Annotated in this window: 16 protein-coding genes; 11 read left to right on the forward strand and 5 right to left on the reverse strand. The window is 67.2% G+C overall.

Annotated features, from left to right (window positions below; translation table 11 throughout):
• Window positions 1–11: 11 nt before the first annotated feature.
• Genes cydX through ACNA0R_RS20995 form a run of 3 tightly spaced genes read right to left on the reverse strand, consistent with a single transcriptional unit; the run spans window position 12 to window position 2868 of the window.
• Complete coding sequence (cydX, locus tag ACNA0R_RS20985) at window positions 12–128, reverse strand: cytochrome bd-I oxidase subunit CydX (protein ID WP_415828010.1); 117 nt, start codon at window positions 126–128, stop codon at window positions 12–14.
• A 17-nt stretch (window positions 129–145) separates the two neighbouring features.
• Window positions 146–1294, reverse strand: a complete 1149-nt coding sequence (gene cydB / locus ACNA0R_RS20990; protein ID WP_415828011.1) for a cytochrome d ubiquinol oxidase subunit II — start codon at window positions 1292–1294, stop codon at window positions 146–148.
• A gap of 11 nt (window positions 1295–1305) precedes the next feature.
• The gene (locus ACNA0R_RS20995) at window positions 1306–2868 is read right to left on the reverse strand and encodes a cytochrome ubiquinol oxidase subunit I (protein WP_415828012.1); all 1563 of its coding nucleotides are present in this window, start codon (window positions 2866–2868) and stop codon (window positions 1306–1308) included.
• Window positions 2869–2997: 129 nt separating this feature from the next.
• Between ACNA0R_RS20995 and ACNA0R_RS21000 the strand changes: the two genes are divergently transcribed.
• The 3 genes from ACNA0R_RS21000 (at window position 2998) to ACNA0R_RS21010 (ending at window position 8759) form a co-directional block, all read left to right on the forward strand.
• The gene (locus ACNA0R_RS21000) at window positions 2998–4791 is read left to right on the forward strand and encodes an ATP-binding cassette domain-containing protein (protein WP_415828013.1); all 1794 of its coding nucleotides are present in this window, start codon (window positions 2998–3000) and stop codon (window positions 4789–4791) included.
• Window positions 4788–6479 carry an ATP-binding cassette domain-containing protein gene (locus tag ACNA0R_RS21005; protein WP_415828014.1) on the forward strand — a complete coding sequence of 564 codons (1692 nt, stop codon included), beginning with the start codon at window positions 4788–4790 and terminating at the stop codon, window positions 6477–6479. Before ACNA0R_RS21000 ends, ACNA0R_RS21005 begins: the two co-directional genes overlap by 4 nt.
• Window positions 6480–6629: 150 nt before the next feature.
• Window positions 6630–8759 (forward strand): FUSC family protein, encoded by a 2130-nt coding sequence (locus tag ACNA0R_RS21010; RefSeq protein ID WP_415828015.1) that lies wholly within the window; start codon window positions 6630–6632, stop codon window positions 8757–8759.
• An 84-nt stretch (window positions 8760–8843) separates the two neighbouring features.
• Here ACNA0R_RS21010 and ACNA0R_RS21015 read toward each other — a convergent pair whose 3' ends face one another.
• On the reverse strand, window positions 8844–9896 hold the full coding sequence (locus ACNA0R_RS21015; RefSeq protein ID WP_415828016.1) for a serine hydrolase domain-containing protein: 1053 nt from the start codon (window positions 9894–9896) through the stop codon (window positions 8844–8846).
• Between the two features lie 302 nt (window positions 9897–10198).
• On the opposite strand from ACNA0R_RS21015, the gene ACNA0R_RS21020 reads away from it, so the two are divergent.
• The 5 genes from ACNA0R_RS21020 to ACNA0R_RS21040 are packed head-to-tail and all read left to right on the forward strand — an operon-like array spanning window position 10199 to window position 15596.
• The gene (locus ACNA0R_RS21020) at window positions 10199–11767 is read left to right on the forward strand and encodes an ABC transporter substrate-binding protein (RefSeq protein WP_415828017.1); all 1569 of its coding nucleotides are present in this window, start codon (window positions 10199–10201) and stop codon (window positions 11765–11767) included.
• A gap of 29 nt (window positions 11768–11796) precedes the next feature.
• Window positions 11797–12714, forward strand: coding sequence for an ABC transporter permease (locus ACNA0R_RS21025; protein WP_415828018.1), 918 nt, complete (start codon window positions 11797–11799; stop codon window positions 12712–12714).
• Window positions 12715–12716: 2 nt separating this feature from the next.
• On the forward strand, window positions 12717–13625 hold the full coding sequence (locus tag ACNA0R_RS21030; RefSeq protein WP_415828019.1) for an ABC transporter permease: 909 nt from the start codon (window positions 12717–12719) through the stop codon (window positions 13623–13625).
• A gap of 1 nt (window position 13626) precedes the next feature.
• Complete coding sequence (locus ACNA0R_RS21035; protein WP_415828020.1) at window positions 13627–14622, forward strand: ABC transporter ATP-binding protein; 996 nt, start codon at window positions 13627–13629, stop codon at window positions 14620–14622.
• On the forward strand, window positions 14619–15596 hold the full coding sequence (locus ACNA0R_RS21040) for an ABC transporter ATP-binding protein (RefSeq protein ID WP_415828021.1): 978 nt from the start codon (window positions 14619–14621) through the stop codon (window positions 15594–15596). Before ACNA0R_RS21035 ends, ACNA0R_RS21040 begins: the two co-directional genes overlap by 4 nt.
• An 18-nt stretch (window positions 15597–15614) precedes the next feature.
• Here ACNA0R_RS21040 and ACNA0R_RS21045 read toward each other — a convergent pair whose 3' ends face one another.
• The gene (locus ACNA0R_RS21045) at window positions 15615–16505 is read right to left on the reverse strand and encodes a LysR substrate-binding domain-containing protein (protein ID WP_415828022.1); all 891 of its coding nucleotides are present in this window, start codon (window positions 16503–16505) and stop codon (window positions 15615–15617) included.
• Window positions 16506–16659: 154 nt separating this feature from the next.
• Here ACNA0R_RS21045 and ACNA0R_RS21050 point away from each other — a divergent pair, with 154 nt between their 5' ends.
• The 3 genes from ACNA0R_RS21050 to ACNA0R_RS21060 all read left to right on the forward strand — a co-directional run bounded on the left by ACNA0R_RS21050 (window position 16660) and on the right by ACNA0R_RS21060 (window position 20701).
• On the forward strand, window positions 16660–17640 hold the full coding sequence (locus tag ACNA0R_RS21050; RefSeq protein WP_415828023.1) for a Bug family tripartite tricarboxylate transporter substrate binding protein: 981 nt from the start codon (window positions 16660–16662) through the stop codon (window positions 17638–17640).
• A gap of 16 nt (window positions 17641–17656) precedes the next feature.
• The gene (locus ACNA0R_RS21055; RefSeq protein ID WP_415828024.1) at window positions 17657–18850 is read left to right on the forward strand and encodes an NAD(P)/FAD-dependent oxidoreductase; all 1194 of its coding nucleotides are present in this window, start codon (window positions 17657–17659) and stop codon (window positions 18848–18850) included.
• Between the two features lie 108 nt (window positions 18851–18958).
• Window positions 18959–20701, forward strand: coding sequence for a gamma-glutamyltransferase family protein (locus ACNA0R_RS21060; protein WP_415828025.1), 1743 nt, complete (start codon window positions 18959–18961; stop codon window positions 20699–20701).
• Window positions 20702–20710: the final 9 nt, after the last annotated feature.

Consider the following 20710-nt stretch of genomic DNA (forward strand, 5'->3'; position numbering starts at 1 on the left):
CGCGCCAGCCCTTATTGCTGCGCCTCGGCATCCGGGTCATCGAGCTGGTGATACTCCAGCCAGATCCCGTTCAGAATACCGAAACACACCGCCAGGCCGAGCCCGAGCACCCAAGCGAAATACCACATGACGTACTCCCAGTCGTTCAGTAAAGGTCGGGATTGGTGGACAAGGCCTTGATCGTGGACCGGCCCCACATCACCTTGAAGGCCCATGCCGTGTACAGCAGCACGATGGGCAGGAACACCAGCGTCACGATCAGCATGATGAACAGCGTCGTATGGCTGGACGACGCATTCCATACCGTCAGGCTGGAACGCGGGTCCACGCTGCTGGGAAGGATGAAGGGGAACATCGACAGACCGACGGTCGCGATGATGCCCAGCGCGGACAGCGAAGAGCCCCCGAAGGCCGGCCATTCGCGGCCCAGGCGTATGCCGATCAAAGCCAGCAGCGCGCCGGCAAAGCCCAGAACCGGGGCGACGATCATCCACGGGTACGTGGAAAAATTCGCCAGCCAGGCGCCCGCCGCGGCAACCGCGCCGGCGCGCAGCGGGTTGGACGGCCCCGCCGGATCGGCCGCGCCTTCCAGCCGGTATCCCAGTCCGCCATGCGCGACATAGACATAGCCCGCGGCGAACAGCAGGATCACCAGGAATGCCGAGACCGAACCGATGCGGCGCGCGCGGTCGCGCACGTCGCCGTTCTCGGCCTTTATCGTCAGCCATGCGGCGCCGTGGGTGATCAGCATCGTTGCCGACAACAGGCCGCACAGCAGCGAGAACGGACTGAACAGGCCCAGGAAGCTTCCGTCATAGATCGCGCGCAGGTCGCTGTCCAAGTGGAACGGCACCCCCAGCAGGACATTGCCCACGGCGACGCCGAACACCAGCGCGGGCACGAAGCCGCCGACGAACAGCGCCCAGTCCCAGCCGTTGCGCCAGGTGGCCGACGACCGCTTGGAGCGGTACTTGAAGCCCACCGGCCGCAGGATCAGCGCCGCCAATACCAGGAACATGGCGATGTAGAAGCCGGAAAAGCTGACGGCATAGACGAAGGGCCAGGCGGCGAAGATGGCGCCGCCGCCCAGGATGAACCACACCTGGTTGCCTTCCCAGGTGGGCGCGATGGTGTTGATGGCCATCCGTCTTTCGTTGTCGTTGCGGGCGACGAAGGGCAGCAGCGCGGCGACGCCCAGGTCGAAGCCGTCGGTCAAGGCGAAGCCGATCAGCAGCACGCCCATCAGCGCCCACCAGATGACGCGCAGCGTCGGGTAATCGAGCGGGATATCCATGTCGGTTTTCCTTATTCAGCAGCGGCCAGGCCACCGGCCACGTCGTGGCCTTGCGGGGCCGGTTCGTGATGAGCGTAGGGACCACGTTTGACGGTCCGGACGATGAGGCCGACCTCGACGACGGCGAGCGCGCCGTACAACAGGGTGAAGCCGACGATCGTGGTCCACAACTGCGCGACGGTCAGGCTGGATACGCCCAGGAAAGTCGGCAGCACGCCGTCCACCGCCCAGGGCTGGCGCCCCAGCTCCGCCAGCACCCAGCCGGCTTCGGCGGCGATCCAGGGCAGCGGCATGATCCATATCGCCGTCTTCAGCAGCCAGCGCACGTCGAAGCGCCGGCGCGCCGCCATGACACACGCCACCGCGAACACCGCGATCTGTATGAAACCGATCAAGGCCATGATGCGGAACACCCAGAACATGACCGGCACGTCCGGCACCGTATCCCAGGCGGCCTTCTCTATGGTGGCGCGGTCGGCCGTACGCGGATCCTGCACATAGCGCTTCAGCAGCATGCCGTAGCCCAGGTCGCGGCGGTGCTGTTCGAACTGCGCGCGCGCCGCGGTATCGCCGGGCTGCTGCTTCAGGCGCTCCAGCGCGTCGTAGGCCTGCACGCCGCTTTCGATGCGCGATTGCGATACGGCGACGAGCTCGAAAATCCCGGCGACAGGCTTATCGATCGATCGTGTGGCGATCAGGCCCAGCAGATAGGGGATCTTTACTTCGGCGTGGGTCTTGCGGTCCGCCAGGCTGGGGATGCCGAAGGCGGTGAAGGCCGCGGGGGCCGGTTCGGTTTCCCACATGGCTTCCAGGGCAGCCAGCTTCATTTTCTGGTTGTCGGTCAGCGCATAGCCGCTTTCGTCGCCCAGTACCACCACCGACAAGGCCGAAGCCAGGCCGAAGGCGGCCGCCACGGCGAAGGAGCGCTGCGCCACGGCGCGCCACTTGCCGCGCAACAGCATCCATGCCGAGACCCCCAGCACGAACACCGAGGCGGTGGCGTAGCCCGCGCTGACGGTATGCACGAATTTCGCCTGTGCGACGGGGTTGAACAGCACTTCACGGAAGCTGCTGACTTCCATGCGCATGGTGTCGGGATTGAAGATGGCGCCAACCGGGTTCTGCATCCAGCCGTTGGCGATCAGGATCCACAGGGCCGACAAGTTGGAGCCCAGCGCCACCATAAAAGTGACGAACAGGTGGCCACGCTTGCTCAGCCGCTCCCAGCCGAAGAACATCAGGCCGACGAAGGTCGCCTCCAGGAAGAAGGCCATCAAGCCTTCGATCGCCAGTGGCGCGCCGAAGATGTCGCCGACGTAATGGGAGTAGTACGACCAATTGGTGCCGAATTCGAACTCCATGGTCAGGCCAGTGGCCACCCCCAGCACGAAATTGATGCCGAAGAGGGTGGCCCAGAAGCGGGTAACGGTGCGCCAGATGGGCTTGTCGGTCATCACATAGATGCTCTCCATGATGACCAGGATGAAGGACAGGCCCAGCGTGAGCGGGACGAAAAGAAAGTGGTACATCGCCGTCAGGGCGAATTGCAGACGGGACAGTTCGACTACGTCCATGAGATCGGCCTTGGAGTACGTAACGGCGCCATCGTATGGCGGCTTATCCGCTCGCCCCATGACATAGCTCAAAGGTCGCGCGAATAAAGCGGGGCACACTGAGCCTGCCCCATTCTCGCACCGCCACCGATGTCCGCAGAATTACAACGCTCCAACGCCGACACCCGCGCCGCCGCGCGGGCGCTGCGCACGCTGGCGCGCGGCGATGCCGCCGGCAACCGCCGGCTGACGCTGCTGACCGTGCTGCATACCGCCTGCGTGGCGGCCTGGGCGCTGGCCTTGACGCTGGTCCTGGTCCAGGCGGCGTCACTGGTCTCGCTGCTGGCGCTGGCCGCCGCTACGGCGGGACGCGCCTGGGTATCCCGCTCCCTATCGCGGGCGGCGGCCTGGCAGGCCTTCGCGATCAAGTCGCGACTACGCCGCCAGACCGTCACGGCCGCGCTCGGCGCGGTGGTGGGTTCCACGCCGACCGCGACCGCCCCCCTGACCGCCGATGCGGGTCCCGGACGCTCCGCGGGCGCCACCCTGGCCGCCGTGGTCGACGAGATCGAAGCGCTGGACGGCTATTTCAGCCAGTATCGCCCCGCCGAACTGGACGCCCGCATCGGCCCGCTGCTGATCGCGGCGGCGGTGGCGCCGGCCAGCCCGGTCGCCGCCGCCATCCTGCTGGCGACCCTGGTGCCGTTTGCCGCCGTCATGGCGCTGGCCGGCGGCGCCGCCAGCATAGAGGCGACGCGCCAGTTCGAAGCACTGGCCCGGCTGTCCGGCCATTTCGTCGATCGGGTGCGGGCATTGCCGGTCATCCTGGCCTTCCAGGCCGAACAGGCCGAGACCGCGCGCGTCGCCACGGCCGCCCGGGAAGTCAGCCGCCGCACGATGAATGTGCTGCGCGTGGCCTTTATTTCATCGGCGGCGCTGGAGTTCTTCGCGGCGATCTCGGTAGCCATCGTCGCGGTGTACTGCGGTTTCGCGCTGCTGGGCCTGTTGCCCTTCAAGCCGCTGGAAACCCTGGCTTTTCCCACCGCGTTCTACGCGCTGGCGCTGGCGCCGGAGTTCTATGCGCCGCTACGGCGCCTGGCGGCCGCGTACCATGAAAAGCAGCTGGGCGAGGCAGCGGCCGCGCGCCTGCTGCCGCTGTGGGACGCTCTCCCCGCCCAGACGGCAACATCCTCCCAAGCCGCCACGCGCCTGGCTGGCCGCCGCGACCGCGGGACGTTCGCCGCCGGCATGCCGGAGCAGGCCTCCGCTTCCGCATCGGCATCGAAACCACGCGCGGCGGCGCAGGACCCCGCATCGGCGCCGGCTCCGGCATCCGCGCCCGCCGTGCATTGCCGCGACGCCGTCGTCGCCGCCGGCGAACTCGAGATCGGGCCGATCAATCTGGACGCCCCGGCCGCCGCGCTCACCGTCGTCCGCGGCCCCACGGGCGCCGGCAAATCGACGCTGCTGGCCGCGCTGCTCGGCCGCGCGCCGCTCAAATCAGGCACCATCACCCCGAGCTGGACCGCCGACCCCGCGCAGGTTTCCTGGGCCGGCCAGGCACCGGTCTTCCTGCCGGGCACCATCCTGGAAAACCTGATGGCTGCCGCGCCCGGCACCACGCGCGAAACGGCGCTTGCCATGGCCATGCGCGTAGGCCTCGGGCCCGCCCTGGCCCGGCGCCCACTGGGCGGCGATACCGTTCTGGATGAAAGAGGCTCCGGCCTCTCCGGCGGCGAGCGGCGCCGGCTGGCCCTGGCGCGAGCGCTCTTGAAACCCGCGTCCCTGCTCTTGCTGGACGAACCCACCGCCGAACTGGACGACGCGTCGGAACAGCGCATCGTCCAGCTGATACGCGAAGCGGCGCGTGACCGCACCGTGATCGCGGCCACCCATTCCGATGCCTTGGCCGCCGCGGCCGCCTGTACGTTGCGATTGGCATGAAGATGTCGTTCCCCTTCCTTCCCGATCTCCCCGCGCGCATCCCGGCGCCGGAAGCGACACGCGTCCCGCGCCGCTCCACGATCGGACGCTTCATACGCACGCAGGCACGCCTGCGGCGCGCCGACCTGGCATTGGCGGCGACCAGCGGCGCGATCGCGGCCAGCGCCGCGACCCTGCTGCTGGGGCTGTCCGGCTGGTTCCTGGCCGGCGCCGCCTTGGCCGGCAGCGCGGGGCCCGCGGCCGTGCAGGCCTTCAACTATCTGCTGCCCAGCGCGGGCATGCGCGGCCTGGCCATCCTGCGCACGGCGGGCCGCTACGGTGAAAGGCTATTCGGGCACCGCGCGGCCTTCGCCGCCCTGGCCGAGTTGCGTCCGCTGCTGTTCGCCGGCATCGCCGCCACCCCGCCCCACAAGGCGCTCGCGCTTTCCACCGGCGAGGCATCCGCGCGCCTGGTGCAGGACGTCGATGCCGTGGAAGCCGCTTTCGTGCGGCGTCCCGCCCCCTGGGTCGCGGCCGCCGCCGCGGGCGCGGCGCTGTCGGTGCTGGCGCTCGCCTCGCCATGGGCGCCCGCCGCGTACGCCATCGGCATGGGCATCCAACTCGCCGTCGGCCGGCGCCTGGCGCGGCGCTGGTGCGGCGATGCGGGCCGCGACGCGCTGCGCGCCACGGGCAGTTTGAAGGACGCCGTGGGAGCCTATCTGCCTGCCGCCGCCGAGCTGCGCTGCTTCGGCCTGACGGCGGGCGCCGTGGACGCCGTGATGGCGCGCGACGCCGAACTCGGGGCCGCGATCCTGCGGCGCAATCACGCGCAAGCGGATCTCGCCGCCATCCACGCCGGCATTACCGGCGCCACGCTGCTGGCCATCGCCGCGCTGTCCGCCGGCGCCGCGCTGCCCTTGTTGGCCCTGGCCGTGCTCGCCACGCTGGCGGCCATGGAGGGCACGGCGCCCTTGCTACGGGCCGCCCAGCAGCATGGCGCCCTGCAGGAAGCCTGCGCGCGCCTGGACGAGGCCATGGATCGCGACGCGCCGGACACGCCCCACGATCATCCCACGCTGGCGCCGGGCGCCGCCGCCACCCTGCGCATCGGCGGCAGCGTATTTCCCGCGGGCTCGCGGGTCGGCATCGCCGGCCCATCCGGATCGGGCAAGACCGCCATGCTGGAAGCCCTGCTGGGCCTGCGCGCGGCGTCCCCGGGATACTACGCGGTGAACGGCACGGCACTGGAAAACCATCCCATCGGCTGGGCGCGCCCCTGCTTCGCCTACGTGCCCCAGGACCCCAGCCCGTTGACGGGAACCGTGGCGGACAACCTGCGCCTGGGCGCTCCGCTGGCGGACGACACCGCTCTCTGGCAGGCATTGGCGGATGCGTGCCTGGCCACCCGTATCCGCGCCATGCCGCATGGCCTGCAGACCTGGCTCGGGGACGGCGGGCTCGCCCTTTCCGGCGGCGAATGCCGGCGCCTGGCACTGGCGCGCGCGCTGCTGCGGCCGGCGCCATGGCTGGTGCTGGACGAACCTACCGAAGGCCTGGACGCCGGTACGGAACGCCAGGTTATCGAAGCGCTCGAGCGGCGTCTACGCCTTACCGGCCAGGGCCTGCTTCTGGTCAGCCACCGCCCCGCCCCCCTGCGGCTGTGCCGGGCCCGGATCGAAGCGCAAGGCAGCGCATCATCCCATCATTGAAACCGGCCCTGTCCGGAAAATAGAAAGACCTCGACGGAAAAGCCTTTTCCATGGGGGCGGAATCATTCGTTTCCATATCTCGTACACGCCTGGCGTGGAGACGCGCGGTACATTTGGCATCCAGGTCCTGCCCGCGCTTAGCCGTTTTCCATGCCCGCCACCCAGATCATTTTGCAGTTTCTTTACAGCCAGCATGCGTTCACTGCCTTGCGCACGCTGCTCGGCGTCATGCTGCCGGCGGGCTATGGCGTTCTGATGTTCGACAATATCGATCTGGGCCTGGGCCTGGCCCTGGGCGCGTTCTGCGTGTCATTGGTGGACATTCCGGAAGCGTTCCGCCTCAAGCCGCGCCGCATGCTGGCGGCGACGGTGATACTCGGGCTGGCGGCGGCCGCCATCACAGTGGTGATGCATCATCCGCTGGCCGCCTGGGTGGTGCTCCTCGTGGTCGCCTTCTGCGCGGGACTGGCCACCGCCTATGGCACACCGGGCACGCTCATCGGGCTGTGCGCGCTGATCGGCGTGGATCTGATGCTGGCGCAGCACGATGCCGGCGGCCCGCCATGGCCGTTCATGGGCTGGATGGTGTGCGGCGGTCTCTGGTACACCGCCTTCAGCACGGCCCTGTGCGCCCTGTTCCCGCAGCAGATTGCGCGTCGCGCGGTAGGCGAATCCTTGATGGCGGCGGCCGCGCATCTGCGGCGGCGCGCGGAATGCTTCATACCTGGAATACCGCTTGACCAATGCCGGCGCAGGCTCGCTGAAGCGCAATCGACGGCGATCGATGCCCAGCAAATCGCCCGCGATGTGGTCCTGGGCGATCTCACCGCCCAGCCTGGCCGGCAGGAACGTCGCCTGCATCTGTTCGATACGCTGACTGACGCGATCGACGTCCACGACATCTCGCTGGCGCTGCACGACGACTTCACGGCGCTGCGCACCGGCGGCGCGGAAGGCAGGGCCGCGCGACGCGTACACGACGCCATCCAGGATATGGCGCGGTGGATCGAAGACCTGGTGCCGCGCTACGTGGTGGGAAAGACGGTGGCCGCGCCTCCGCCGGGCCTGGCGTGGCGCGGCCGGGATGGCGCGCCCGCGCAGGGCTTCAACGCCCGCCTGGATGTGCTGGCCGGCATACTCACGCGACTCGCCCGTGATGCGAATGCCGGCGCGCGCGGCGGCAAGATGCAGTCCACGTCGGCAAGCGACGACGCGGCTCGCGCGGAGGTCGCTGTCGCCCTGCGCACCTGGAACCCGCCCGCCAAGCCGCCGACGCCGTGGCAAGCCGTACGCGCCTCGCCCGCCGCCGCGCGCTACGCCTTGCGCCTGACCGCCGCGATGGCCGCCGGCACCCTGGTGGCCAATTGGATCGGGGGTCACAGCACCTGGGTCATCCTGACCATCATGATCGTCATGAGCCCTACCTTCGGCGCCAACCAGCAGCGCAGCCGGCAACGCATCGCCGGCACGCTGCTGGGCTGCCTGGGCACGGCGGTTCTGCTTTGGCTAGGCGTGCAGGCCCCCTGGCTGGTGGCAAGCCTGATCGTCGTCAGCTACGGTACCTGCTTCGCCCTGGCGCGACCGGCCAGCTACCTGCCCAGCGTTTTCTTCGGCACCGTCGCCGTCTTGCTGCTTTACCATCTGCTGGTGCCGGGGTGGTCCATGATCGAACAGCGCGGCCTGGACACCCTGATCGGCGGCGCCATCGGGGCGATCGGCGCTTTCCTGTTGCCGGCATGGGAATACCGCGGCCTGGACGCCAAGCTGGCGGCCGCGCGGCTCGCCTGCCGCGATTACGCCGCCGCGGTCTTCGCCGATGGCTTCGACATGACACGTTACCGCGTCACCCGTCGCTCGGCGCTGGTCAGCGTCAGGGCGCTGACGGCCGCGCATCAGCGCATGCTGCAGGAGCCGCGCGCGCAGCAGCGCTCCGGCGCCGAAATCGGCATGTGGCTCGCCGCCTGCAACGTCATGATCGCGGCGCTGGCCGCACTGGGACAGTGGCGGCGGTCGAACGATGGCGCCGTGCTGCCGGCCGGCTACCGCCAAGGCGCGGAACTGGTCGACCGGACCCTGGACGGCGCGGTGCCGGCGGACAATGACGAGAACAGGCCTGCTGCCCGCAGGCGGATCCCGGACACCGGCGCGGAACCGCAAGCCCTGCCCGGCCTGGCGCCCTTGCTGGGCGCGGCGCGCTCCATGCAACGCGCCAATGCCCGTCTGGCCTCGGCCTTGCGGCGGACTGCTTCCAGCCGCGTGGAGGCGCGTAGCGGTACGTAGACGCACGCAAAACGCAGGCGAACGGACGTGTGAACGCACACAAAGGCCTGTGCAGGCGCCAGGGTGCGCTTCCCACTGACACGCTTAAGCCGCGTCCACCGCCCCCAGCACTTTGCCGAAGAAGGCATCGGCGTAAGCGGAATCCAGCCAGCGCACCACGGCCACCAGGCAGCGCTCCGGCTCGACCCAGGTGAAGGAACTGCCCGCGCCGACGCCAAAAAAGCTGGATGCCGGCACGCTGGGAAACACGCGGCGTTCGTGATTCAGCCAGATCAGGAAACCGTAGTAAGGCGCGATCGCGCAGGGCTCACGCATGGCCCGTATCCATTCCGCCGACAGCACTTGCCGGCCGTTGGCCTTGCCCTCGTTCAGCAGCATCTGGCCGATCAAGGCCTGGTCCACGCTGCTGATGGACATGCCGCCGCCCCAATGCGATCCGCCCGGCACCGACTGCATGCGCTTGCCGTCGATCTCGACCCAGGCATTGTCGTAGCCCACCCATTGCCAGTTCTCGCTCGCGCCGATCGGCCGCGTAATGGCTTCGCGGAAGATCTCCGGCAAGGGACGTCTGAACAGATGCAGCAGCGCGAACGACAGCTGGTTGATCCGCACATCGTTGTATTCCCAATAGGTGCCCGGTCTGCGCAGGGGGCGAGGATCGCCCTTCTTGCCGTCAGGCGGATCGCCAAAAGTCACCGCGCGATAGCGATCGACCTGATCCGGGACGCCGAAGCGTTCGCCTTCCCATTCGCTGGTCTGCTGCAACAGCTGGCGCCAGGTGATGTCGGCATTCTGCCCTGCGTCGAAACCGATGCCCGGCACTCGCCTGCCCACGGTCTCGTCCACATCGGGCAGCAGGCCGCGATCATGCGCGACGCCGGCAAGCAAGGCCAGGTACATCTTGGCAACGCTGAAGGTCAGGTCCGCGCGCAGCGGTTCCCCCCATGACGCCATGGTCTCGCCGTCGACGACCACCGTGCCCGAAACCGGGCCACGGTCATGCACCGGCCCGAGCAGCCGGTTCCAGGGTGGCGGATCCTTCTGGTGCACGCCCCACTCTCCATGCACCGAACGATCCCACGCGGATTCATGCTCGTTGGCGAACTGGATGGCTTGTTGCATGAGCGCGTTGTTCATGAAGATGTCCGGAAGCAGTTGGTGGAGCAAGGCAGGCTTTGCACGTTCAGGGAAAACATGGATGGGGCGAACGTAAGCTCTGTTATACAAAGACAGCCGACACGCACTCGCCCGACAGCGCCGCGGCGGCCGATCGCCGCCGCGGCCGCATCACTCTATCCCATCGCGCCATACCGGTGATTTAGGGCATTCCCCATGCGGTCGTCCGCTTACTGCCTCGATCGCCGGGAAGGCAGGGCAGTCCTTTCGCGCAGCACCGCAGCACCTTGTCGTACCCGTTCCAGGTCCACACAGGAGCCCACATGGCTGATCGTCGCGCTGTTTCCCTTGTCTCGCCACCCGCGTCCACTACAACGGCGGTACGCCGGATAGCGGTATGCGTCGCGACCATCGCGCTGTGCCTGGCTGCTCCGGCGTGGGCGAGCAAGAAGGACGATACGCTGCGCATGGCCTACGACCAGGCCCCGGAAAGCGTCGACCCGTATTTCAACAACGTCCGCGTGGGCGTGATCATCGCGGCCAATGTGTGGGACACGCTGCTGTACCGCGACCCGCTGACCAACGAGTACAAGGGCCAGCTGGCCGAAAACTGGAAGCAGACGGACGACAAGACGCTGGAGTTCAAGCTGCGCAAGGGCATCAAATTCCACAACGGCGAACCCTTCGACGCCGATTCGGTCGTCTACACGCTCAATTTCGTCGCGGACCCGCGCAACAAGGCCACGACGCAGCAGAACGTGCAGTGGATAGACCACGTCGAAAAGGTCGACCAATACACCGTCCGCATCCATACCAAGGAGCCCTTCCCGGCCGCCAAGGAATACCTGTCCACCACGGTCGTGATCCATCCGGCCGTGTATTACAAGCAAGTCGGCCCGGCCGGCATGAACGCCAAGCCGGTAGGATCGGGGCCCTACAAGGTGACCGACTACCAGCCCGGCAAATCCATCACGCTGGAGCGCAACGCCGACTACTTCAAGGAATCTCCCAAGCCGCAGCCGAAGATCGGCAAAGTGGTCATCCGCTTCATCCCCGACCGCCAGACCCAGATGGCGGAAGTGATTTCAGGGCAGGAAGATTTCATCATGAGCGTGCCCAAGGACCAGGCCGAGCAGCTGGCCGGCATGCCCAATCTGCAGGCCGTCAGCGGCAACACGATGCGCATCGTCTTCATGCAGATGAATACCTTGCCCAACACCCCCGCCCCGCAGTTGAAGGACGCAAGGGTGCGCAAGGCCATCGCTCTTTCCATCGACCGCGAGGCCATCATCAAGAACATCGTCGGCGGAGATGCGAAGATCCTGAACACCATTTGCACGCCATCGCAGGTAGGCTGCACCGACAAGGGCGCGACCATCTACAACTACGATCCCGCGCAAGCCAAAAAACTGCTCGCCGAGGCCGGCTATCCCAATGGCTTCGACATCGACATCGTGGCCTATCGCGAACGCAACCAGACGGAAGCGATCATCAACTACCTGCGCGCGGTCGGTATCCGCGCCAAGCTGAATTTCCTGCAATACGCCGCGATGCGCGACATGATCCGCGCCGGCAAGGCGTCGCTGACGCACCAGACCTGGGGCTCGAACCTGGTGAACGACACATCCGCGTCGACACCGGTGTATTTCGCGTTCGGCTCCGACGACATCAATCGCGATGAGAAGGTCAAGCAATTGCTCGACGAAGCCGACCGCACCATCGACCCGGCCAAGCGCGACGCCACCTACCAGGAAGCCCTGGCGCGGATCTCCAGCCAGGCCTATGCGGTACCGCTCTGGTCGCTCCCCGTCTATTACGTCGCCAGCCAGGAACTGAACTTCAAACCCTATCCCGACGAACTGGTGCGCTTCTGGGAGATGAGCTGGAAATAGCCCGCGGACGAACAGACTGAGGAAACGACATGCTCGGCTTCACGATCCGTCGACTGGGACTGGCCATGCTGGTGGCGCTGACGGTGTCCATCCTGGCTTTCATGCTGCTGCATCTTTCGGGTGACCCCGCCGTGGCGCTGGCCGGCGAAGGCGCGCGGCAGGCCGACATCGACATGATCCGCAAGGCCTATGGGCTGGACCGGCCTATCGTCGTGCAATACGCCAACTGGCTCTGGGATGTGCTGCGCGGGCATTTCGGCACATCGGTGTACTTCAAGACCGATGCGGGGCCGCTGATCCTGTCCAAGCTCGGGACCACGCTGCTGCTGGGCCTGTATTCGCTGGGCGTGGCCCTGCTGATCTCCGTGCCGTTCGGCGTGCTCGCCGCGCTGTACAGGAACGGCCCGATCGACCGCCTCTGCCTGGCCCTGGCGGTGCTGGGCCAGGCCTTGCCGAACTTTTTCTTCGCGCTGCTGCTGATCATGCTGTTCTCGCTGACGCTGCGCGTACTGCCGGTCTCGGGCAGCGGCACGTGGCAGCACTTCGTCATGCCCTCCATCGCGCTGGGCTATTACGTCGCCCCGGCCTTCATGCGGCTGATCCGCGCGGGCATGATCGAAGTCCTGGACGCGGACTATATCCGCACCGCCAGAGCCAAGGGCCTGCCCGCCGGCACGGTCATCTTCAAGCACGCCTTGCGCAATGCCATCGTGCCCGTCGTGGCGCTGGCCGCGGTCCAGCTGGGCTACCTGCTGGGCGGCTCCGTCGTCATCGAAACCATTTTCGCGCTCGACGGCCTGGGCTACCTGGCGTATCAAAGCATCACGTTCAAGGACTTTCCCGTCATGCAGCTGATCGTGCTGCTGTTGTCCGTCATCTATGTCCTGCTGACGCTGGCCGCCGACGTCGCCAACGCGTGGCTGGACCCGCGCATCCGGGTTTCCTGACCATGGCCGCGCCTACCCTTCCCATCGCCGCCCAGGCAGCGCCCTCCGCCGACGGCACGCCGGCATCGAGGCGCCAGCGCCGCCTCGGCGGCAACGCCGCGCTGCTGATCGGGGGAGGTATCCTGCTGGCCATCGTCCTGATCGCCCTGCTGGCGCCATGGATTTCCCCCCACGATCCCTACGCGCAGAATCTGGCCGCGCGCAACATACCGCCGGCCTGGTACGCCAAAGGTTCGTGGGCGCACCCCTTCGGTACGGACCCGCTGGGCCGCGACTACCTGTCGCGATTGTTCTACGGCGCCCGCATCTCGCTGCTGATCGGTCTTTGCGTGGCGGGCATATCCGGCGTGATCGGCACGGCCATCGGCATGGCGGCCGGTTATTTCGGCGGCAAGGTGGACATGGTGGTGTCCTTCCTGATTTCCACCCGCCTGTCAATGCCGGTCATCCTGGTCGCGCTGGCCACGGTCGCCATCCTGGGCGGGTCGCTGTGGGTCGTCATCCTGGTGCTGGGCCTGCTGAAGTGGGACCGCTTCGCGGTCGTCATGCGCAGCGCGACCCAGCAGGTCCGCTCGCTGGAATACGTCGCCGCGGCGCGCGCGGCGGGCGCTTCCACCTGGCGCATCGTGCGCGGGGAAATCCTGCCCAACGTCATGCCGCACCTGATCGTCATCGCCACGCTGGAGGCCGCCAGCGCCATTTTGCTGGAAGCGGCACTGTCCTTTCTCGGCCTCGGCGTGCAGCCGCCGACGCCGTCGTGGGGTCTGATGATTTCCGAAGCCAAGGCCTATATGTTCTTTTCCTTCTGGCTGATCGCCATCCCGGGCAGCGCGCTGGCCCTGTTGATCTTCGCCATCAACCTGGCCGGCGACGGACTGCACCAGTTGCTGGCGCCCGGCGAAAGGAGCTGACATGGCGACCCATGCCGACATCGTGCTGGATGTGCAGGGCCTGCACGTCGATATCGATACGCAGCGCGGGCCCCTGCACGCGGTGCGCGACGTTTCCTTCCAGGTTGCCCGCGGCGACACTTTGTGCCTGGTAGGCGAATCGGGCTGCGGCAAATCGATGACGTCGCTGGCCATCATGGGACTGCTGCCCAAGGCCGCGCGCCGCCGCGCGCGCCGCCTCGCGGTCCTCGGAAAAGACATCGCCACCCTGTCCAACCGGCGCCTGAACGCGTTGCGCGGCGACAGAATGGCGATGATTTTCCAGGAGCCCATGACGGCGCTGAATCCCGCATACACCATCGGCGACCAGTTGACCGAGCACTACGTGTACCACCGGCGCACCGGCGCCGCACAAGCTCGCGACCGCGCTGTCGAACTGCTGGAGCGGGTGGGCATCGCCGCGGCGGGCGGCCGCCTGGGCCAATACCCGCACCAGCTGTCCGGCGGACTGCGCCAGCGCGTCATGATCGCCATGGCGCTGATGTGCGGACCGGAATTGCTCATCGCCGATGAACCCAGCACCGCGCTGGACGTGACCATCCAGGCGCAGATCCTGCGGCTGCTGGCCGACCTGCAGGCCGAACTCGGCATCGCTCTGGTCCTGATCACGCACGATCTGGGCGTCGTGGCGCGCATCGCCAGCCGGGTCGCCGTCATGTACGCCGGCCAGATCGTGGAAGAGGGACCGGTGGGCGCGCTATTCGAGCGGCCCCGCCATCCCTATACGCAGGGCCTGCTGGCCTGTATTCCCGTGCCCGGCCGCAGCGCGCCGGGCCAGCACCTGGGCACGATCCCGGGCGTGGTGCCCGCGCTCACCGGCGAGCTGAAGGGCTGTGCGTTCCGCGACCGCTGCCCCTGCGCGGAAGCGGCCTGCGTCCATCACGTGCCGGTCCGCCATCTCGATCAACATGCCTGGCGCTGCATCCGCCAGGCCGAAGATGCCCTGGTGGCGCCATGACGCCACTCATCCAGGCCCAGGCCGTTGCGCGCAGCTTTTCCGTGCGGGCAGGCATGTTCAAGCCCAAGCGTACGCTGCATGCCGTCAACGGCGTCGACCTCGCCGTGCCGCGCGGCGGCGTGCTGGGCATCGTCGGCGAATCGGGTTGCGGCAAGTCGACGCTGGCCCGCCTGCTGCTCGGCCTGACGGCGCCCAGCGGCGGCACGATACGCCTGGACGGCAGCGACATACGCGAGATGCCTCGCCGGCAACTGGCGCGGCGCGTGCAGCCGGTGTTCCAGGACCCCTATTCGTCCTTGAATCCGCGCCGCTCCATCGCATCCATCGTATCCCTGCCGCTGGAAGTGCATGGCATCGACAATCCCCGCCAACGCAAGGCCATCGACATGCTGGAACGCGTCGGACTGCCCGCGCGGCTGGCCGGCAGTACGCCGGGCCAACTATCCGGCGGACAGCGCCAGCGCGTGGCGATCGCGCGCGCCCTCGTCATGCATCCGGAAGTCGTCATCTGCGACGAGCCCACGTCGGCGCTCGATGTGTCGGTCCAGGCCCAGATCATGAACCTGCTCATGGACCTGCGCGGCGAGTTCAACCTGACCTATATCTTCATCAGCCACAACCTGGCCGTCGTCGAACACATCGCCACCGAGGTCGCGGTCATGTACCTGGGCAGAATCGTTGAATCGGGTCCGGCGGCGCGGGTCTTCCGCGCGCCTCGGCATCCATACACCCAGGCCTTGCTGGCGTCCGTCCTGACGCCCGAACCCGGCCTCGGCATCCCCGACACGGGCCTGGGCCTGTCGTTCCCGGATCCGATGGACCCGCCGGCGGGCTGTCCATTCCACCCGCGCTGCAGGCATGCGATGCCACGCTGCGCGCAGGAAAGGCCGGCCCTGCTTGCGCACCAGGAAACGCGCATCGCCTGCCATCTTTATCCCGCGGGCGGGGACACGCCGGCGACCGCGCCGGAATAGCGCGCCGGGCCGATCTCGCTATTCCGCGAACCCCGCCAGTTCCGCCATCACCTCCTGCATGAACGCTTCGGCGATGCGTGATATGGGCTTGCTGGCGGGATACAGCACGGCGAAGTCATTGTAGAAGGGTGGCTCGAATGGCCGGATCACCAGGCCGGCGCCATGGGCACCGCCGGCGGTGATGGCATCCACCAGCGCATAACCGGCGCCCTGCGACACGAAGGCGCACATGGACGCGAACAACGTTGTCTCGACCCGCACGTTCAATCGCGCGCCGCGGGCCTGGAACACTTCCGCCAGATGCTGGGTGCGCACATGACCCGCCGGCGCCGTCACGATAGGCAGGCCATCCAGATCGGCGGGCGTCACTACCGCGCGGGACGCCAAAGGATGACCGACGGGCACCACGCACACACAGCGCACCCGCAAGCGTTGGGCGTTGATCCATCCCTCGTCATAGGCCGACTCGGAAAACCCGAGGTCGAACTGCTGCGTGGCCATCAGGCTGGCGACGGTGGGCGAGCTGTGCGTCTGCAAGATCATCCTGACATTGGGATGCCGCGCGAGAAATCCGGCCGCCACCCTGGGCAGGAATTCAAGCGCCAGCATAGGCAGGGCCGCGATACGCAGCGTCCCTTCGTCGGCGTGGCGGATGTCCGTCGCAAGGCGCTCCAATCCGTCCAGGCGTTCAAGCACCGCCGACACTGAACGGTAGAACAAGGTCGCTTCGCTGGTGGCCTGCAGCCGGTTGCGGTCGCGCACGAACAGGCTGAAGCCCAGGTCGCGCTCCAGGCCTGCGATCAGCGCGCTGATCGCGGGTTGCGATATGCGCAGGCGCTCGGCCGCGCCGGTTACCGAACCGGCCAGCATGACGGCCGCGAAAGCCCTGAGTTGTCGGATATTGAGCATGAGCAGTGCACTGGAGTATCCAATGCGCTTATGGAACCAGAACCAAAAACGATTGGACCCCGGGGTATGCCGGAGGCTAACCTAATTGCGCCACCACGAATAGGGGCCGCCACGACACAACGTGGACGTTCGCTACAACAGATCAAGGGAAATTATGAACGCGAACCATCGTGCGCACGCCGTGCTTGCCTGTCTAGTCATCGGCATCGCGGGCGCCTATCACTCTCCCGCGGCCGCCCAGGGCTATCCCACGCATGCAATCCGGCTGGTCGTGGGCTTCGCCCCCGGCGGCAACACCGATATGATGGCGCGCCTTACCGCGGAACAACTGACGACGCGGTTGGGGCAATCCGTCGTGGTGGAGAATCGCGCGGGCGCGGGCGGCACCGTGGCCTCCGTGGCCGTGGCCAGGGCGCCCGCCGACGGCTACACCTTGCTGTTCGCCTCGACCTCGCATGCCATCAATGCGGCCATCTACAAGAAGCTGCCCTACGACACGCTGAAGGATTTCCGGGCGGTCGCACCCGTCGCCCGTACGCCCAAGGTCCTGGTGGTCAACCCTTCCCTGCCGGTGCATGACGTCAAGGAATTCATCGCCTACGTGAAGAGCCATCCGGGGCTTACCATGGCGTCGGGCGGGCCGGGATCCTCCGCGCATTTCGCCGGCTTGATGTTCAACACCCTGGCCGGCACCACCGTGACTTATGTCCCTTACAAGGGCACGGGCGAGGCCCTGCGCGATCTGCTCTCCGGCGAGGTCGTGTCGTCGATCGATTCGGTCACGGCTTACGTTCCGCTGATCAAGAGCGGGCAGCTGCGGGCTTTGGGCGTGGGCAGCGCGAAGCCCATGCCGCTGCTGCCCGAGGTGCCGGCCATCGCCGCATCCGGCTTGCCGGGATACGAGGTGGCGGACTGGGTTGGCGTGATCGCGCCAGCGGGCGTACCGGCCGATGTTGTCACCAAGCTGAACAAGGCGATCAACGACGCCTTGTCTTCGCCCGAAGTGATGAAGAAGCTGGCCGATGTGGGTTCGGTGCCGGTGCACGAAACGCCCGCCGGCTATGAGAAATTGATCCGCGCCGATATCGAGCGTTTCGACAAGCTGCGCGTCGCCGCGCATATGGAAAAGCAGTAAGAGGAGTAGCCATAGCATGACCAAGCAGGTCGCCGTGATCGGCGCGGGTATCGTGGGTGCGTGTATCGCCTTTGCGCTGGTCAAGCGCGGTGCGAGAGTCGTGTTGATCGACCGGGACGAACCCGGCCGTGCATGCAGCTATGGCAATCTGGGCGCCATCAGCGAGAGTTCCATCGCTCCCTTGGCGATGCCCGGCATAGTCTCGACCCTGCCGTCGATGCTGACGGATCCCGACAGCCCGTTGGCGCTGGCCCCCCGCTACCTGCCGCGTGCGCTGCCATGGCTGTGGCGCTTCCTGGCCTCGGCCAGGCCGCAAACCGTCCACACCAGTGCGAACCGGCTGCACGAGCTGTATCAGGGTAGCAATGTCGCGCATGCCGCGCTGGCGCAAGAGGTCGGCGTCCCGCATCTGCTGCAACAGAAAGGACACCTGTTTCTCTACCCCGACGATCAGGCGCGCGCCAAGGACAAGGCGACCTGGGCGCTGCGCAGCTCGTACGGGCAGCGGCTGGAGTATCTCGACCGCGCCGGAATCGAGGAACTGGAGTCCGGACTTCCCGCCAGGTATCGGTCGGCCGTCCTCATTCCGGATCACGCTACCGTGCTGGATCCCTTGCGCTACGTGCAGGCGATAGTACGGGCCTACGTCGCGCGCGGCGGCGAGCTGCTGCGGGCCGATGTACGAACCGTGAAGCCATCGGCGGGCGGCTGGATGGTGATGAACGATGGCGACCCGATCGAGTGCGACGAGATCGTCGTTGCGGCGGGGGCCTGGGCGCCGCGCCTGGTGGGCGCGTTGGGCATCAAGCTGCGGCTGGAAAGCCAGCGCGGTTATCACGTCCAGTACCCGGGCCTATCCTCCTTGATCTCGCGCACGGTGGTGCTGGCGGACAAGAAGGTTTTCATGGCGCCCATGATGGATGGCCTGCGGATCGGCGGCACCGTGGAGATCGCCGGTCTCGATGCCCCTCCCAGCGCGCGTCGTACGGCGGTGCTGGAACGACTGGCGGTGGAGGTGTTTCCGCGGTTGAGGGGCGTGAAACCGCAGCATTGGATGGGACATCGGCCGTGCATGCCGGATTCCGTACCGGTGGTCGGGCCCGCGCCCGGGCACGCCGGCCTGTGGTTGGCCGTCGGGCATGGACACCTGGGCCTGACCGGGTCCGTCAATACGGCTCGGCGACTCGCGGATGCGCTCATGCCGGGATGACGCGCGGATACCTGACTACCCAGACGTCCGCCCCCAGAGGGTCCCGCGCACGGTTGGCTTTCTTCTCTCCGGATACGGATCGCGTACTAACAGACCGCAGGTGTAATCATGGCAACTTTCGTCACCCCAACGTTTCGCCCCGTCATCACCTCGGCTAACTATGCCGTCTCCGCCGGCCACTACCTGGCCACGCAGGCCGGCATGAGCATTCTGCAAATGGGCGGCAATGCCGTGGACGCCGGGGTGGCCGCGGGCGTCTGCATCAACGTCACGCAGCCGGACCTGACCAATCTGGGGGGCGTGGCCCCCATCATCATCTATCTGGCGAAGACCCGCGAAGTCGTCACCATTTCCGGCCTGGGCCGCTGGCCGAAGAAAGCCAGCCTGGAATACTTCCGCGATGAACTCAAGGGCGAGATTCCCCTGGGCGTGAAGAACGCGATCACGCCGTCAGCCTGCGACGCCTGGCTCACAGCCCTTGCGCGCTACGGCACCATGACCCTGGGGCAGGTACTGGAGCCCGCGCTCCAGCTGGCTTCCGAGGGCTTCCCGGCCAGCCGCCTGTTCACCCACATGCTGACGGGCATCCACGCGAATCTCATGCGATGGCCCACTTCCAGGGAGTATGTCCGGCCGGACGGCACGCCGTACCAGACCGGCGACATGGTGCGCCAACCGACCTTGGCGGGAACCCTGCGGGTATTGATGGACGCCGAACGCGAGGCCGCGGCGCGCGGATGCGACCGCGCGGCGGCGATCATGGCCGCGCGCGACGTGTTCTACAAAGGCGACCTGGCGGAAAAAATGGCGCGCTTTTCGCAAGAGCAAGGCGGCTTCCTCGACTATGACGACCTGGCCGAATTCTCCGTGCGCGTGGAGCCGCCGGTCAAAACGACGTACCGCGGCTACGAGGTCTTTGCCTGTGGACCGTGGTGCCAAGGTCCCGTGCTGCCCCAGACGCTGAATATTCTGGAGAACTACGACCTGGCGTCCTATGGCCATAATTCAGCCAGGAGCCTGCACGTGATCATCGAGGCGCTGAAGGCCAGCTTCGCGGACCGGCACGCTTTCTATGGCGATCCGGACTTCGTTGACGTTCCCATCGGCGGCCTGCTCGACAAGGATTACGCGAAGCAGTGGGTCGAGCGCATTTCGCTGGAGTCGGCCTGGAAGGACATGCCCGCGCCCGGCGACCCATGGGCTTTCGAAGGCAAGGCCGGGCGCGGGGGCTACCAGCCGCCCGCGCCGCAACCGGGTCCGCTGGGATCCGACACCAGCTACTGTTGCGTGGTCGATCGCGAAGGCAATGGGTTTTCCGCCACGCCGAGCGACGGCGTCCGCTATACCCCTGTGGTGCCGGGCGTGGGCGTGGTGCTTTCGCCGCGCGGCTTCCAGAGCTGGCTGGATCCCAATCATCCCTCGTCCCTGCAGCCGGGCAAGCGGCCGCGCCTGACGCCCAGCCCCGCCCTGATGCTCAAGGACGGCAAGCTGGCGATGACGTTCGGCACGCCAGGCCTGGACGTCCAGCCGCAGGCGATGACCCAGCTCATTCTCAACGTCGTCGACTACAAAATGGACGTGCAGGCGGCCATCGAGCAGCCGCGCGTGGCCACGTTCAATTTCCCGGCCAGCCAGCATCCGCACAACTACACGCCCGGCCACCTGTGCGCGGAGGGCCGCATTCCCGAGTCGACGCTGGCGGAACTGGCGGCCAAGGGGCACCAGGTCACCATGTGGCCGGACTTCATCGCCAGCGCGGGTGCGCTATGCGCTATCTGCGTGGACACGGAATACGGGCCGCGCGCCGCCGGCGCCGATCCTAGGCGGACGGCGTATGCCATGGGGTGGTGATACCGGCGC

The organism is Bordetella sputigena, assembly GCF_965137885.1.
GTDB classification, from domain to species: domain Bacteria; phylum Pseudomonadota; class Gammaproteobacteria; order Burkholderiales; family Burkholderiaceae_B; genus Bordetella_C; species Bordetella_C sputigena.